The sequence below is a fragment of the Sphingobium sp. S6 genome (assembly GCF_905120495.1).
Classification (GTDB): domain Bacteria; phylum Pseudomonadota; class Alphaproteobacteria; order Sphingomonadales; family Sphingomonadaceae; genus Sphingobium; species Sphingobium agri.
Map to the genome: position 1 here is coordinate 42,714 of NZ_CAJHOG010000007.1, position 15,362 is coordinate 58,075.

The 15,362-nt window shown below is 62.0% G+C and carries 12 protein-coding genes; 6 read left to right on the top strand and 6 right to left on the bottom strand.

The annotated features are described in order from the left end of the window. Positions 1-64 precede the first annotated feature (64 nt). The 3 genes from SPHS8_RS16000 to bktB form a co-directional block, all read right to left on the bottom strand. A complete protein-coding gene (locus SPHS8_RS16000) occupies positions 65-2,449 on the bottom strand; it encodes a PAS domain S-box protein (protein WP_201516421.1) in 2,385 nt (794 codons plus the stop codon). Between the two features lie 124 nt (positions 2,450-2,573). Then, the gene (locus tag SPHS8_RS16005; RefSeq protein WP_201516422.1) at positions 2,574-2,885 is read right to left on the bottom strand and encodes a hypothetical protein; all 312 of its coding nucleotides are present in this window, start codon (positions 2,883-2,885) and stop codon (positions 2,574-2,576) included. Positions 2,886-3,060: 175 nt separating this feature from the next. After that, positions 3,061-4,242, bottom strand: a complete 1,182-nt coding sequence (bktB, locus tag SPHS8_RS16010; RefSeq protein WP_201516495.1) for a beta-ketothiolase BktB — start codon at positions 4,240-4,242, stop codon at positions 3,061-3,063. Positions 4,243-4,419: 177 nt separating this feature from the next. Between bktB and SPHS8_RS16015 the strand changes: the two genes are divergently transcribed. Together SPHS8_RS16015 and SPHS8_RS16020 are read left to right on the top strand one after the other, a co-directional pair. Beyond that, the gene (locus SPHS8_RS16015) at positions 4,420-5,079 is read left to right on the top strand and encodes a TetR/AcrR family transcriptional regulator (protein ID WP_201516423.1); all 660 of its coding nucleotides are present in this window, start codon (positions 4,420-4,422) and stop codon (positions 5,077-5,079) included. A gap of 130 nt (positions 5,080-5,209) precedes the next feature. After that, entirely contained in the window at positions 5,210-5,929 is a 720-nt protein-coding gene (locus SPHS8_RS16020) for a TetR/AcrR family transcriptional regulator (protein WP_201516424.1), read from the top strand. Between the two features lie 7 nt (positions 5,930-5,936). Here SPHS8_RS16020 and SPHS8_RS16025 read toward each other — a convergent pair whose 3' ends face one another. Next, on the bottom strand, positions 5,937-7,193 hold the full coding sequence (locus SPHS8_RS16025; RefSeq protein ID WP_201516425.1) for an MFS transporter: 1,257 nt from the start codon (positions 7,191-7,193) through the stop codon (positions 5,937-5,939). Between the two features lie 534 nt (positions 7,194-7,727). Further along, positions 7,728-8,978 (bottom strand): TetR/AcrR family transcriptional regulator, encoded by a 1,251-nt coding sequence (locus SPHS8_RS16030; RefSeq protein ID WP_201516426.1) that lies wholly within the window; start codon positions 8,976-8,978, stop codon positions 7,728-7,730. A 122-nt stretch (positions 8,979-9,100) separates the two neighbouring features. Here SPHS8_RS16030 and SPHS8_RS16035 point away from each other — a divergent pair, with 122 nt between their 5' ends. From SPHS8_RS16035 to SPHS8_RS16050, 4 genes are read left to right on the top strand one after another with little or no spacing between them, the layout of a single operon-like run. Further along, entirely contained in the window at positions 9,101-9,961 is an 861-nt protein-coding gene (locus tag SPHS8_RS16035) for a TauD/TfdA dioxygenase family protein (protein WP_201516427.1), read from the top strand. A 13-nt stretch (positions 9,962-9,974) separates the two neighbouring features. Further along, positions 9,975-10,829 carry a Coq4 family protein gene (locus tag SPHS8_RS16040; RefSeq protein ID WP_201516428.1) on the top strand — a complete coding sequence of 285 codons (855 nt, stop codon included), beginning with the start codon at positions 9,975-9,977 and terminating at the stop codon, positions 10,827-10,829. After that, a complete protein-coding gene (locus SPHS8_RS16045) occupies positions 10,826-12,550 on the top strand; it encodes an N-acyl-D-amino-acid deacylase family protein (protein WP_201516429.1) in 1,725 nt (574 codons plus the stop codon). Before SPHS8_RS16040 ends, SPHS8_RS16045 begins: the two co-directional genes overlap by 4 nt. 2 nt (positions 12,551-12,552) lie before the next feature. Continuing rightward, positions 12,553-13,998: an FAD-binding oxidoreductase gene (locus tag SPHS8_RS16050; protein WP_236575218.1), complete on the top strand. Its 1,446-nt coding sequence runs from the start codon at positions 12,553-12,555 to the stop codon at positions 13,996-13,998. A 28-nt stretch (positions 13,999-14,026) separates the two neighbouring features. On the opposite strand, the gene SPHS8_RS16055 is transcribed toward SPHS8_RS16050, so the two are convergent. Next, entirely contained in the window at positions 14,027-15,346 is a 1,320-nt protein-coding gene (locus SPHS8_RS16055; RefSeq protein WP_201516430.1) for an MFS transporter, read from the bottom strand. Between the last annotated feature and the right edge of the window lie 16 nt (positions 15,347-15,362).

The following is a 15,362-nucleotide window of genomic DNA, read 5'->3' on the forward strand; positions in this document are numbered from 1 at the left end:
AGTCGGCGATGGGATCATGCCATGATCCACCGTGGTATTGAGTGATGATCCCGTCCGGCTTGGCTCAGGATGCGTCGGTAAGCATCGACCTTATCCGGGTGGCCAGCGCTTCCATGGCGAAGGGCTTCGTGATCATCTCCATACCGGGCTCCAGAAAACCCGATGCAAGGGCAGCATTTTCCGCATAGCCGGTCATGAACAGGACCTTGAGCGACGGCCGCAATTCCCGCGCCGCATCCGCCAGTTGGCGGCCGTTCAGCCCCGGCAATCCGATGTCGGTGATCAACAGGTCGATCCGCCGCTTTGACCGCAGCATTTCCAGGCCGCTTGTGCCATCGACAGCCTCCAGCGCGGCGTAGCCGAGTTCATGCAATTCTTCCAGGATCAGCCCGCGCACGACCGACTCATCCTCGACGACCAGCACGACCTCACCCTCCTCCGCATGATGCATCGGGCCGGGTTCGGGAAGCGCCTCCTCATCCTCTGCGCTGCCATGATGACGGGGGAGGTACAGCTTGAACGTCGTGCCCTGACCCACTTCGCTATAGATTTTCGCATAGCCTTCGGACTGCTGCGCGAACCCATAGATCATCGATAATCCAAGCCCGGTGCCCTGCCCGATCGGCTTGGTGGTGAAAAATGGCTCGAATGCCTTGCTGATGGTATCAGCACTCATGCCGATGCCTGTGTCGCTGACACAGAGGCAGACATATTGCCCGGGCCGAACGCCCCGCTGGCGAGCGACATAGGCGCGGTCGAGATGCGCATTGCAGGTTTCGATGGTCAGCTTGCCCCCATCCGGCATCGCGTCACGGGCATTGATCGCGAGGTTCAGGATGGCGCTTTCCAACTGGTTCGGGTCGCATTTGGTGACCCACAGCCCACCTGCCAGCACGAACTCCAATTCGATCCTTTCGCCACTCGTGCGCCGGAGCAGATCCTCCATGGATGCGACCAGCGCATTGACACGCACGGGCTTGGGATCGAGCGGCTGGCGGCGGGAAAATGCCAGCAGGCGATGCGTCAGCGCAGCCGCCCTGTTGGCTGCAGTGGACGCGCCACTGATGAAACGGTCCAGCTCATCGACGCGCCCTTGGGCAACTCGCCGCTGCACGATCTCAAGGCTGCCCGTGATCCCCTGCAAAAGATTGTTGAAGTCATGGGCGATGCCACCTGTCAGCTGCCCGACCGCCTCCATCTTCTGCGACTGGCGGAGCGCTGCTTCGGCCTCGGCCAGCGCGGCAGCGGCCTCGACCTCTGCTGTGATGTCGCGCCCGAATCCATAGAAGGTGTCGTTTTCCGGCACCGTCGTCCACTGAATGATCCGCTGGTCGCCATCCTTTGTTCGCAAGGTGGTGCGATAATCCAGCAGCGGCATGCCTTCGCGCAAGGAATCTACTCGCTGCTGCCAGCTGTTTTCATCCTCCACCATAAAGTCAGTGCTGCGCCTGCCCAGCGTCTCTTCGCGCGACCAGCCCAGCTTCTGCGTCCATGACGGATTGACGTCGGTGATATGGCCCTGCGTGTCGGTCACGACCTTTAGTACCGGCGACAGGTTCCAGATGCGATCCCGGTCTCGCGCCATGTGCCGTTCTTCGGTGATGTCGCGGCCGACGGCGTGGATACGGCCCGCGTCAGGCACAGCCGTCCAGGCGAGTAGCCGGTATCCCCCATCGCGCATGCGATAGCGATTTTCAAACGCCAGCGTCGTGATGCCTTCGCCTAGTTTCTCAATCTCCTGACTAGTGCGATCCAGGTCGGCAGGGTGGATGAACTCGGCGAGCTGATGGCCGATCATCTCGTCCTCCGCCCAGCCCAGCATGCGCGTGGCGGACGGGTTGACCGCAGTGATCCGTCCGTCGAACGTGCAGACAAGCAGCAGGTCGCGCGATATCGCCCAGAGCCTGTTGCGATCATCCTGAAGGCGGCGGTTCGCCAGCACCTTCTCGGTAGTCTCGATGACGATCGCCACCACGCCGATCGCTGTGCCGTCCTCATCAAGAACAGGGGAATATTCCAGGTCTGTCCATAATTGCTTGGGCGTGCCGTCGCGGATCAGGGTCAATTCCTGATCCTGGTAGGACAACGTCCCTCCCTCGCGATATACCTTCTGCATCACATTGGCATTGAAGTCGGCAACCTCGTGCCAGCCTTCCAGGACATTGGTGCCCAGCAGAGCGGGATGACGGCCGCCCGCGAACGTGCGATAGGCGTCATTATAGATCATCACGCCCTTGTCGCCCCAAAGCGTGACGATTGGCACCGGCGATCGCAGCACGAAGGCCAGCATGCTTTTCATGGCGGTTGGCCATATATCGATCGTGCCGATGCTGGTGACGGACCAGTCGAACTGGGCGATGCGATCGCCCATTTCACCGCCCCCGCCCAGAAAATCATTATAGTTGCCGCCCGCTTGCCCGCCCAAAATCGTCACACGCTTCACACCCATTAGGCCACAGCGCCAGTTTCATGGCTTAGCGGCGGCCGCTTCCGACCGACCGGAACTCCTGATCGCTCAAGGAGTTCCGCAGGCTGGCTGCAGCGCGCCTCCCTCAACTTTTCATTCGGATGGGTCAGGCAGCGGACTGAAGCCTCACCGTTTCGCTGGCCTCTGCGACATTCGCGCCATGGGCACGACGCTCAGGCTCCATCATCAGCTCGATAAAATGCCACCATGCCGGAGCGGCGGGACGCATGCTCAACAACTGACCTTGGCGGTGCACAGCGATCCAGCGGCCATCTTCCCGTTCATATTTCCAGTGCGGATCGCAGTTCAGCGGGACTTGCTCAAATTCGTCCGCACGATTTTGCTGGGGTCCGATCGCGCGCAATTGGCTTGGAACTTCGCGGCAGACGCCGCCAGGAAACTCGACGAGAACGGACATGATCTACTCCATGCCAGCGGTTCATCGACCGCCGCCCCGTCTAAACGCACGACAAGTGATTGAGTTCTCAAAAGAAGGTGAGGTTTAACATAGATGTCGGATCATTGACGTCCGCCGCCAGCATGAGCGAAGGAGCCGAACGCCGCATCCAGGGCATTCGGCTCCTCCTCAATGATCAGCCGACATTCTCGATCACCAAGGCAATGCCCTGGCCGCCACCGATGCACATCGTTATGAGCGCGTAGCGCCCGCCGGTCCGCTTCAGTTCGTAAGCAGCCTTGATCGTCAGGATCGTGCCCGTCGCACCGACAGGGTGGCCCAGCGCGATACCAGACCCGTTCGGGTTCAGCTTGTCGCGATCGAACGCCAGCGCATTGGCAACGGAAAGAGCTTGCGCCGCAAAGGCTTCATTGGCCTCGATCACGTCCATCTGATCAAGCGTCAGTCCGGCGCGCTTCAGCGCCACGGGCGCCGCCTTGATCGGCCCCTCGCCCATATATTCCGGCTCTACGCCCGCATGTCCCCAGCCAAGGATTTTCGCCAGCGGCTTCAATCCCCGCCGTTCCACTTCACTGCCAGTGGCCAGCACGACGGCGGCAGCGCCGTCATTGATGCCGGACGCATTGCCTGCCGTGACCGTGCCGTCCTTCTTGAACGCAGGGCGCATCGCTGTCAGCGTTTCGATGCTGGTGTCCGCGCGCGGATGCTCGTCCGTATCGAAGATGGTGACGCCCTTGCGCGTCTTGATCTCGACAGGAACGATCTGCTCCTTGAATCGGCCTTCCGCAATCGCCCGGACGGCGCGCTGATGCCCTTCCACGGCCAGCGCATCCTGCTGCTCACGCGTGATGCCGTGGCGTTCGGCGCAATTCTCTGCGGTTACGCCCATATGATAGCCGCCGCTTGCATCCTGAAGCCCGCAAACCAGCGCATCCTCAACAGGGTTGTCCCCCATCTTGCGGCCCCATCGTGCGCCGTGATCATGATAGGGCACGTTCGACATGGACTCAGCGCCGCCAGCCACGGTGATCGCCGCTTCGCCGAGCTTCATCATCTGCGCCGCCGACACGATCGCCTGTACGCCCGACCCACAGAGCCTGTTCAGCGTCAGGGCGGGCACCTCCAGCGGAACGCCAGCCTGCAACGCTATGGTGCGCGACAGCATGCCATCGCGAGCGCTGGTCGGCATGACCTGGCCGATGACCACATGCTCGACGTCAGACGCCGGAACGGCAGCACGGGACAGCGCCTCCTTCACGACGATGCTGCCAAGCTGCGACGGCATGAAGGCCTTGAGTGAGCCTCCAAAGTCGCCGATCGCCGTCCGGGCGCCGCCTACGATATAGATATCTTCCATCATCTGGTCCTCTGCACGATTGGGGTGCCAGTGCTGCACTTGCACGCGCTCATGCGCCCCTGTGCACAGGTGTCAAGGACAATGCGCATCTTGCCGCGCCAATGTGGGGCTCTCGCCCGCCCTCCCTCAACGCGCGCCATATGGCCAAAGCAACAGCAGCCGGTTAGGGTGAAATCCATGACCAGCATCGCGCAAAGCGCCATCAGCGAACCGATCGTCCAACGGACCAGCAAGGGCCAACGCACGGCCGACAGGTTGCTAGATACCGCCGAATTGCTCTTCGCGCAGAAAGGCTATGACGCGACTGCGTTGCGGGACATCGCTGCGGCTGCGAACATCCAGCAGCCCGGGCTCTACAAATATTTCGAAAGCAAGGACGCCCTGTATCGCCAGGTCCTGCAACGCGCATTGCAGCCATTGGCCGACGAGATGGAAGCGACCATCACCAGGTCCCCACAGGAGGCCTCATTCCGCACCTTGACCGATCGGCTGGTCGATGTGCTGACGCAGCATCCTAATGTCTCCATGCTGCTCATACGCTCTATCCTTTCCTCCCCATCGGACCGCGACGAGATCGGCATGGCATGGGTCGAGCGGCTGATCGATTATGGACGACGTATCACGCAGGCGGCGGAGCTGGAGCCTGCGGCAGAGGATTTGATCCTTCAGACCGTGGCGATCTTCAACCTGATGTTCGGTTATTTCTGGGCCGCACCCGTGTCGCGGAGCTTGGCAGGTATCGACCCGCTCTCACCAGCCATGATCGAACGGCAAAAGGCTTTGCTCAGCCGCTTCATAGCGACGATCGAACAAGGTAAGCCGCTCAGCGACCCGTGACGGCGGCGAAAGCGCCTCGCCCTCAAAAGGAGCAGATGGCGGCAGCAACTTGTATCCCTTCCGTAAAGCCTTAGACTTTACCATCGTCGCCTGCCGCGACGCTGCCTGTTCCCGGAGTATATTTCCACCAATGCCAGCCACCCGTCTCTCCAGCGCCGGTCGCCGGGCCTCCATCATCGCTGCGGCCAGGGCGGTTTTCGCGCGCCACGGGCTTGAAGGCGCACGGACGCAGCAGATTGCGCGCGCTGCTGGAGTGTCGGAAGCATTGCTGTTCCGCCATTTCCCGACGAAGACGCATCTTTACCGCGCCGTACTGCGCGAGGTCATCACCGACCAGAATATCGTCATGCGCTCATTTGGCGAGGCAGAGGCAAGTAGCGAGGGCCTGCTCGAAATACTGCGCCGCACGTTCAGCTATGCGATGGCGGGCATGCATGCCGTCAACGCGGAAGGCTTGCGCATGGTCGTGGGCAGCCTTGCCGGTGACGGAGGCTATGCCCGCCTCGTCTATCGCCGCGCATTGCGCATGACGCTGCCCAATCTGGAACGGGCGATCGAAGCGGCGAGGGCTGATGGAGGCATCGCCGGAGAGACGCTTTCAGTCACCAATGCCGGGGCCTATGTGGAACATGTCAGCACGATGATGATGATGGCCCGCTGCCATGACAAGGTCGCGATCCCCTATGACGAAGACCGCGCCTTGCGCGACGCGATCCTCTTCTGCGCGCGGGGCTTGGGCGTGGACGAAGGGCGCATCCTGAAATTCCTCAAGCAGATGAAGCCTAATGAACCTGGGGATGCATCCTTTGTGAAACCTGCTGCCAGCGTCGCACCTTCAAACGCGGGCTGAGTGACTCCTACTCTGCAAGTCGGTTTGCGGAGCGAGATGCGGTTGCCCGCGCCATCGCCACGAAAATGATGACCACGAGCGCGCAGCCGCCGATGATGATCGAGGCGACTGGCGTATACCCCCCGACCGCGTCACGCAGGACGCCTGCAAGCGGCGGCAGGAAGAAGGTCAGCGGCAAGGTCACGAGGCCGAAAAGACCGACAACACGAGGGAGCGACTGCTGACCGAACAGGCGGCCCGAGAGCATGTTGATCGCCGGGAACACTCCGGCGCCCCCTGCCCCCAGCATGAGCGATGCCAATGCCATGATCGGAAAGGAGATGGTCGAAAGCAGAGATGCCCAGCTGATCGCCAGACCCCCCGCAATGAGAGCCAGTGCCAAGGGTGCCCCCAACCGGCCACACAGGAAGCCGATCGCAAGCGAACCGATCACCGCCGCTCCACCCATGATCGACAGCAGCCCCGCCGCCTCATCAGCCGCCACCCCGCGTTCTGCGACAAAAGCGACAAGGTGCGACACCCCGGTGATGCCGACGGCATTCAGGTAACCAGCGCCAAGGCACATGACCCAGAAGGCAGGGCTTCGCAGCACGGTGCGATTGGGCAGCATTGCACTCGACTCCCCGGCATGCGGGTGTCCCGGCTGCTCCCCGCCGTCCTGCGGCCCGTCCGCCACGCCCAGCATCACCGGCAATAGCAGGACGTGCAGCGCCGCCAGGATCAGGTAAAAGGCGGACAAGCCATGGTCGCGCAGGATGAAGATACCCACCATCGGCAGCAGCGCTACGAACAGCGGCATGTTAGCGACGCCAAGTGCTGGCCCAGGATTATGCCTGAACCAGTTGCTGGCGAGAACGCTCGATGGAAATGGGCCGAACATGGCGAGGCCCACCCCGATGGGCAGGGCATAAAGCAGCAGCACGACAGGCATGCTTGGCGCGATCGCCAGCAAGGCATAGCCGATACCCGACATCAGCGTACCGATCGTCATCGTCCAGCGCAGCCCGATCCGCCCGATCAATGTCGCCACAAGCGGGCTGACAAGGCCCATCACCAGAACAGCCAAAGCCAAGGCAAGCGTCGTCGCGCCCCGACTTGCCCCATGGAGTTCCTGCAACGGCAGAACGGAGATCCCGAAACCGCCAAAGGCGCTGCCCACCGCAACATTCTGCGCGAGGAAGGCGCGGAACACCATCATCCGCGCTCGTCCACCATGGCCGCCCGCGGCAGTGCCCGCGGCAACAGCGCCCGTCATCCCATTCATTCATGAGTCTCCTGCTGGACATCGGAGAGCTAGGCCAGTTCACCCCTCTTCGCTGGCAAAAAGCAGTCCATCCGTCACCTATTCACGCGATATGGCATGCCCGCCAGAATAAGCGGACACCATTAGCGGCCGCAGCCGAACAGACGGTGTGTATTCGTGATAATCATGCCTCTCTCTCCCGAGACTCCGGCCCCTTAGCCGATATTATTTTCTTAATGAGAACTGTCGATGCTGGCCGCCGCGCAAGCAATGGAACGAATTCAAATCTGTCCCGCTCAGCTCTTTTTCGCGAATATCCAGCCTCCTCTGTATGTCTCGCCAGACAGGCGGAGATCATTTCCTTTGCACATTCTCCGACGCGCTTGGACGAAAGGATGATGACGGGGCTGCGTAGCTTTGTCAAAGCACTATTTGCCGCCAAAACCTCCATCGGGGATCAGGCATATTCCTATGCGGCGGGGTTCATGGATTTGGCTGCGCATTGCAGGCTTGGCGGTCCCCTGGCATCGCTGGGCCAACGGGATGCCGACAGAATCACAACGTCGCCAAATATCCGTGCAGGAATATGGTTGCTGCGCGCTCGGCATAATATCGCCTATCGGACTCCGCGACCGGATGACCTCCCGCAAGCAGGCGGTTACCCCTCATGGCGAGCACCAGAAGTTGTCGCGCGTGCCACTCAGCACTCTCCTTGATGCCAAGGCTTTCCAGCCAAGGGATCAGACCATCCACCCAAGGCTTGCGCAGGACGAGATACACCTCCCTCGCCAAGGCCGCATCGCGCCGCGACTGGCTGATAACGGCACGATGCAGGCGGATGGATGTGGTGGAGGTCAGGCTTTCGAGCGCCGCCTCCACATATCGACGGAGTGCAACGGGATCAGCCCGACCCAAGGGAAGCACGGGCGGCTTTGCCCCACAAGCGCAGTCGGAGGCCAATATCCGCATGGCTCCTGCAAAAAGCCCGGCCTTACTCCCGAAATGCCGGTAGAGCGTACCACGCCCCACCCGCGCCTCCTCCCCGATGAGGTTGAGGTTCGCGCCCTCAAAGCCTTCCTGCAGAAAATGGCGCCCTGCCACGTCCAGCAAGGTCCGGATATGGGGAAGCGGCTCCTCGAACGGCGAAAACCTCATATCCGCCAAAGGCTCGGGCGGCGGCAATCCGGCCGCTCCGCTACCCCCGGCCCCTTGCACAAATAGCGCAACGGCATGACGCGCGGCCCGCTCACGGCCTTCCGGTGAGGGGGCAGGAAAGCCCATGAGCACGACCGGCCCCTCAACCGCGAGCGATCCGAAGTCCAATGCCAGTTCCAGTGGGACCGGGCGGTCGATGCCCTTCTCCCGCGCATGATCCTCCAAAGCCTGCCGCACAGGCTCCAGGCGCATCCCCTGCCCGCTCTGCAATGATGCTGCCAAGTCCGGCATCTTGTGCGCCACGCCAGCGGCGACCCAGAGCGCGCTGAACATGCCCTGGTCCAGCGCCGAATCGAGAATAACCCTAGCAAGTCCTGCCAGTTCAGACCCGCCCGTCGCTGCACTTTCATGCACCGCCGCCGCGCGCGCGTCGAACTCCGCCCCCTGCGCCTCCAGAGCCGCGCGGAACAATGCTTCCTTGTCGGCGAAATAGCGGTAGATGGTTTCCTTGCTCACCCCGGCGGTGCGAGCGATCGAGTCGATGCTGACGGCATCGAAGCCCCGCTCCACAAATTGTGCGCGCGCCGACAACAGCAAGTGGCGGACGCGCGGCGATGCCACCTCGCCCCTCCCTTCTGCCACCAATTTCATCCAGCATCCTTGCGCATTGTCGGGCTGCTATAACAGCCCGCCGCCAGGATACACCCATTGTTGTTGACGGCAACCGAACGGTTCGATACCGTTCGTCGGAGAAAAAGACGGAGAGGCATGAAATGGCACTGCCATGGACGGAACGGCCACTGGAGCCGTTCGGTGTTGAAATCGGCATCGGATTGCAGTGGCCGCTGCCCGACGGTTTCGAACAACGGCTGACCGAACTGTTCGATCGCCACAAACTGATCCTGTTCCGCAACCAGCAGCTTGACGAAGCGGATCAGGTCAGGCTGCTCGAAAATTTCGGCCGGGTCCTGGGATCACATGGCGAATATCGCGAAATCTCCAGCGATGGCGCGCTGGGCTCGGGCCCGCTCACTTGGCACAGCGATCTGGCTTTCACGGAAGAGCCCTTCAAGATCATCTCGCTGCACGCCGTTGCCGTTAATGACGGACAAAGCTGGACCGACTTCGCCAACGGCGCGGTTGCGGCCGCCGCCCTGCCATCGCAGTTGAAAGCCGCCATCGCGGCCCGGGAAGCGGTCACAATGATCGCGCCGATTCAGACACACCGGTCGGTCGGCTACGACAGTTCAACCGACATGCCGCACCAGGTTCGCCCGGTCATCATCCCGCATCCCCGGAGTGGCGAGCCGATCCTCTACATCAGCGACATGCAGACCGCTCGTATCGTCGGCATGGACCAGCCGGACAGCGACGCCACGCTCTCAGCCCTGTTCGCCGAACTCTATCGCGACGATCGTATCTACCGCCACCATTGGAACAATGGCGACCTCGTCATCTGGGACAACATCGCTCTCCAGCATGCCCGCGGCGACCTGACGGGCATGACGCCTCGCCGCCTCCAGCGCATCGTCGTCGCGGACAAGAGCTTCTTCGACCTCCTGCCGCAATTCAAGGTGGGCGATGAACGGATCAGCGCCTGGGGTTCAGGCAACAAGCAGTTGGTATTGGATTGAAGGAACGAGCAACATGGTCGACATTCCCTATCTCGCGCGCGGCCTGATGCCTGTGGAAACAGACAGCAGCATACTCATCTCTTCGTCCAAATATCTCAATAATCCCCGCCTGCGCGAATGGTTGGCGATGATCCTGTTGCGTCGCAACGGACCGGACGTGCCGCCTCCAGCCGAAATGTATGAATTCCTGCCGATCCTCGATTCACTGCGCGATTTCGACGCGATCGAGGAGATGTTCACGCAGGAGAGGAAGGTAAATCCCGAACTGGACGCATGGTTCAGTGAAGGCTTTATCTCCACATATACGATCGAAGATTTCAAACAATATGAACCCGGCTCTCTCGGCGGCACCTTCTACAAACAGATGACGGCCGGAGATTATGAGATCCAGATCACGCCCTGGAAAGAACCGGAAACGCAGCTTCAATATTATAATCTGCGTTCTGGCCAGACGCACGACTTCGAACATATCCTGTGCGGCGGCGGCTTCAACTTCATGGGTGAGCTGGTGCCCTACTGGTATCGCCTCACCAACGTGCCCAAACATATGCGCAACCCGCATCTTGCGGCGGAGGTGAACATGATCCAGATATTCGGGTCGCTCCGCTACACCGTGCGCACGATGCTTCACTATCCTGAAGTGTGGCCGACCGCCGTCAACGCGATCCAGCGGGGCATGAAGGTGGGGCAGCAGAGCGACGCCCTCTTCATGAAGAAGCTCGAAGCCGTGTTCCACCTGCCGCTGGCGGAAGCGCGCGAGGCGCTGGGCGTGCGCGGCGTCGAAGATGTCGACACCTCGCAAGAGGGCGCCTTCTGGGCGTCGGACGGCAAAACCAGCCTTGAACCCATCGCGAGGGCCGCCGAATGAGCGCATGCGACCTGCTGATCCGGGGCGGAACGATCGTCGACGGCAGCGGCGGTGAGCCGTTCGTCGGCGACGTCGCGATCGCAGACGGGCGGATCGTCAGCGTCGGCACCTTTACCGGCGATGCCCGCGAAGTGATCGATGCGGCGGGTCTCACCGTCACTCCCGGCTTCGTCGATATCCACACCCATTATGATGGTCAGGCCATCTGGTCGGAGGAACTCTCCCCCTCCTCCTCCCATGGCGTGACCACGGTCGTGATCGGCAATTGCGGCGTCGGCTTCGCGCCATGCCGCCCTGCCGATCACGACCGTTTGATCCGCCTGATGGAAGGTGTGGAGGACATTCCCGGCGTCGTCATGGCAGAAGGGCTCAGCTGGGATTGGGAAAGCTTCCCCGACTATCTGAACGCACTTGAAGCTCGCCCCCGCGACATCGACGTCGCTGCCCTTCTGCCCCATAGCCCCTTGCGCGTGTTCGTGATGGGCGAGCGCGGCGCGCAACGCGAACCCGCGACGCCTGCCGACCTCGAAAAGATGCAGGCCCTCACCCGCGAGGCGCTGGATGCGGGCGCGATCGGCTTTGCCACCTCTCGCCTCCTCATCCACCGCACCAAGGCGGGAGAGAATATCCCGAGCTATCAGGCCGATGTGGAGGAACTGAAGGCCATAGCGGGCGCCATGCGCGACGCAGATACCGGCGTCTTGCAGATGGTGCTCGACGCCCCCTTCTCCAGCTGGACTGACGAACTGTCCCATCTTCTAACCGTCGCCAGGACGGCGAACAGGCCCGCGACCTTCACCCTGGGCACGTCGAACACGGGCGAGCCGGTCTGGCAGAACGCGCTGCGCATCAGTGAGGAAGCCAATGCGCAGGGCCTGAAGATCAGCCCGCAAATACTTCCCCGGCCGGTCGGCATGATCTGCGGCTTTGAACTATCCAGCCACCCCTTCTCGCTCTGCCCAAGCTATGAAGCGATCGCCGCCCTGCCGCTCGACCAGCAGCTCACGCATCTGCGCGATGCCGAGTTCCGCGCCACGCTCATCACCGAGAAGCCGCATGAGGGCCATCCATTGGCGATGATGACCCGCAACTGGGACTGGATCTTCCCGCTCTCCGACCCGCCCAACTATGAACCCCCGGCGGAAAGCAGCGTCGGCGCGCAGGCCCGCCGCCTCGGCATCACCCCGGAAGAAGTCGCCTACGATTTCATGATGAACGGCGGCGATGGCCGGGGAATGCTCTACAACACACTCGGCAATTTCTATAACGGCCGCCTCGACACAGTGCATGACCTGATCACCCACCCTGACACCGTTATGGGACTTGGCGATGGCGGCGCTCATTATGCCGCGATCTGCGACGCAAGCTACCCCACCTTCCTGCTGACCTACTGGACCCGTGACCGAGCCGGGCCAAAGCTCAGCATCCCTCAGGCCGTCCGCGCGCTCACCTCACGCCCGGCGGAGACCATGGGCCTGCGCGACCGGGGCAGGATTGCTCCTGGCTACAAGGCGGATATCAACATCATCGATCTTGAAGCGCTGCACCTCCATGCCCCGCATGTGCGACACGATCTGCCCGGAGGCGGTCGTCGGCTGGACCAGAAAGCGACCGGCTTCGTCGCAACCATCGTGTCAGGCGACGTCATCCGCCGCAGCGACGACGCGACGGGTGCACGACCGGGAAGGCTCGTCAGGGGCGCTCAGACTGCCCCAGCCTGAAGATGGTGGAGCAACTTGCCGAACCGCTGTATCGTGTCTCATCGACCACGGGAGAGACGCAGATGGCGACGGCGGTAAAGATCCAGCAGACCGATTGGACTGCGCTGCGTACGATCTTCGGCGACCGGTTCAGCGACAGCGCCGCCGTACGCGATCATCATGGCCGGGCAGAAACCTTTTATCCTGCCATGCCGCCGGACGCGGTGGTCTATCCCCTGAACACTGAGGAAGTCGCCGCCGCCGTCGGCTTCTGCAACGAGCAGGGAATTGCCGTGACGCCTTACGGCACCGGCACGTCGCTTGAAGGCAATTTCCTTGCCGCGCGCGGCGGTCTCTGCATCGACCTCTCCCGCATGGATCAGGTGCTGCGCGTCAGTACGGACGACCTCGACTGCACGGTTCAGGCGGGCGTCACGCGAAAGCAGCTGAACACTGAGCTTCGGGACACGGGCCTGTTCTTCCCCGTCGATCCCGGCGCGGACGCATCCCTTGGCGGCATGGCTTCGACACGAGCGTCGGGCACGAACGCCGTTCGCTACGGCACCATGCGGCAGAACGTGCTGGGACTGACCGTCGTCCTTGCGGACGGGCAAGTTATCCGGACCGGCGGGCGGGCCAGGAAATCCGCTGCCGGTTACGATCTTACCGGGCTTTTCGTCGGGTCTGAAGGCACGTTGGGCATCATCACCGAAGTAACCCTGCGCCTATATGGTCAGCCTGAAGCCATCTCCGCTGCCGTCTGCGAATTTGAAACTCTGCGGGGCGCGGTGAACGCCGTCATCCAGACGATCCAGATCGGCCTCCCCGTCGCCCGGATAGAACTGCTTGATCCGCTACAGATCCGCGCGATCAACGCCTATAGCCGGATGAATCACCGCGAATGTCCCACCTTGTTCCTGGAATTCCACGGCACGCCCGCAGGCGTTGCGGAACAGGCTGAAAGCTTCGGCCAGATCGCCACCGAGAATGGCGGCGGCAATTTCCACTGGGCGACAAATACGGAGGATCGTACCGCCCTGTGGGACGCCCGGCATAAGGTGCACTATGCCAACCTCGCTCTGCGGCCCGGTTGCAAAGCCATCGCCACGGATGTCTGCGTCCCCATCTCACGCTTGTGCGACTGTATAGAGGAAACACGCCGCGCCATCGACGACAGCGGACTGACCGCGCCCATCGTGGGTCATGTCGGTGACGGCAACTTCCATGTCGTCCTCGTCTTCGATCCGAATTCGGCGGACGAAACGCAAAGGGCAAAGACGTTGTCGGAACAGATCGTCGCAATCGCCCTCGCCATGGAGGGAAGTTGCACTGGCGAACATGGCATCGGCATTGGCAAGAAGGCGCATCTCGTCACGGAACATGGCCCCGCCGTCGAGGTCATGCGCCAGATAAAGCGGGCGCTTGACCCGGCCGGGATCATGAATCCGGCGAAGGTGATCGACGTCTGACGCAACCCACGCCGCGCAAGTCCATTCTTCAGGCAGAAGGCAGTTGGCTTTCGACCAATGAGCCGCCCGACTTCCCCCGCTTCCAACTGATGACCAAAATGGACAGCAGGTGCCCCACGGCAGGGCCGATGGCGAAGAACATATGCATGCCCATGATCCCCTCTGTGCCGGATGACCGGGGGTCGAAGCCCAGGAACCCGACGACCGACAGGGCTATTCCCACCGCCACCGCATAGGCCGCGTTGGTCGTCACGTTGAACACGGACGAAAACAGCCCTGCCCGCTCGACGCCGCTCGCCTCGCGATGGCGGTCCGCCACATCATAGATCATCGATCGCAGCATCAGGTTGCCCGATCCCTGCGTCAGCCCCTGCCCAATGATCAGCAGGATGAACAGCCACATGCGGTCAGGCGTCAGGAACAGGACCATCAGGTTGATCCCGACCTGAACGCCCTCGGCGATGATCAGCGTCCTTAGCCGCCCGAACCTGTAGCTGATCCGCGCCCATAGCGGAGCCGCAAACATGCCGAATGCATATTGCAGCATCAGCAGCAGGGCAGGCGATGCCATGCCCATGTAGCGCGTCACGAAAAAGAGGAACACAGCAGTCCGGAAACCCTGCCCGAGCGCAACGAAGAAATCCGACGCCACGATCCGCCAGAGCACATGGTCGGTCAGCACCGTCCTGATACCCTCGCGCCAATTCGCTGCCACCGATGTGCGCGGACCAAGCGGCGGCTCGCGGAACAGTAAAGCGATCAGCAGCATGCCAATGGCAAGGACGACCACCACCAGCGCCCCCATCGATCCTACCCGCGCCTCCGGATTGCCGCGCCCAAGAGCGTCCAGCACTGCGGGCAAGACCAATACCAGGAAGATGCCGATGGACGAACCCGTCTGTATATAGGCCTGGATACGCGCCCGCTCGACTGGCGACGACGCCATCTCTCCGCCCCAGGCGTAAAGCGGCGTGGATGTCGCAGTCCAACCCAGACACAGCAGCAACAGCCAACCGCCTAGATAGAGCGGCGTGGCTCCGGCAGGTGGTGAAAAGACCGCCAGGAGCGACAGCAGGAACAGCAGGCCGCCGCCCAGGATCCAGGGCTTGCGCCGCCCGATCCGCGTGCGGGTATGATCGGATGCCCACCCGATCATCGGGTCGGCCGCCGCGCTCCACAACCGGCTGATCATGAAGACCAGGCCAACGGTCGCCAGGTCCATGCCGATCACAGTCGCGTAAAATGCAGGCAAATAGGTTTGAAGCGGGATGTTGAACCCGCCCGTCGCGATGCTGATCACTGAAAATCCGGCGAGGCGTGGCCCCGACTCGCGCGTCTGGCTGGTCATGCACGATACCCCTTGG

Excerpts from the sequence above, each read along its gene's own strand:
- SPHS8_RS16020 (WP_201516424.1), top strand. The coding sequence starts at position 5,210 with ATGCCAGCCACCCGTCTCTCCAGCGCCGGTCGCCGGGCCTCCATCATC.
- SPHS8_RS16030 (WP_201516426.1), bottom strand. The coding sequence starts at position 8,978 with ATGAAATTGGTGGCAGAAGGGAGGGGCGAGGTGGCATCGCCGCGCGTC.
- bktB (WP_201516495.1), bottom strand. The coding sequence starts at position 4,242 with ATGGAAGATATCTATATCGTAGGCGGCGCCCGGACGGCGATCGGCGAC.
- SPHS8_RS16025 (WP_201516425.1), bottom strand. The coding sequence starts at position 7,193 with ATGAATGGGATGACGGGCGCTGTTGCCGCGGGCACTGCCGCGGGCGGC.
- SPHS8_RS16035 (WP_201516427.1), top strand. The coding sequence starts at position 9,101 with ATGGCACTGCCATGGACGGAACGGCCACTGGAGCCGTTCGGTGTTGAA.
- SPHS8_RS16005 (WP_201516422.1), bottom strand. The coding sequence starts at position 2,885 with ATGTCCGTTCTCGTCGAGTTTCCTGGCGGCGTCTGCCGCGAAGTTCCA.
- SPHS8_RS16040 (WP_201516428.1), top strand. The coding sequence starts at position 9,975 with ATGGTCGACATTCCCTATCTCGCGCGCGGCCTGATGCCTGTGGAAACA.
- SPHS8_RS16000 (WP_201516421.1), bottom strand. The coding sequence starts at position 2,449 with ATGGGTGTGAAGCGTGTGACGATTTTGGGCGGGCAAGCGGGCGGCAAC.
- SPHS8_RS16050 (WP_236575218.1), top strand. The coding sequence starts at position 12,553 with ATGGTGGAGCAACTTGCCGAACCGCTGTATCGTGTCTCATCGACCACG.
- SPHS8_RS16055 (WP_201516430.1), bottom strand. The coding sequence starts at position 15,346 with ATGACCAGCCAGACGCGCGAGTCGGGGCCACGCCTCGCCGGATTTTCA.
- SPHS8_RS16015 (WP_201516423.1), top strand. The coding sequence starts at position 4,420 with ATGACCAGCATCGCGCAAAGCGCCATCAGCGAACCGATCGTCCAACGG.
- SPHS8_RS16045 (WP_201516429.1), top strand. The coding sequence starts at position 10,826 with ATGAGCGCATGCGACCTGCTGATCCGGGGCGGAACGATCGTCGACGGC.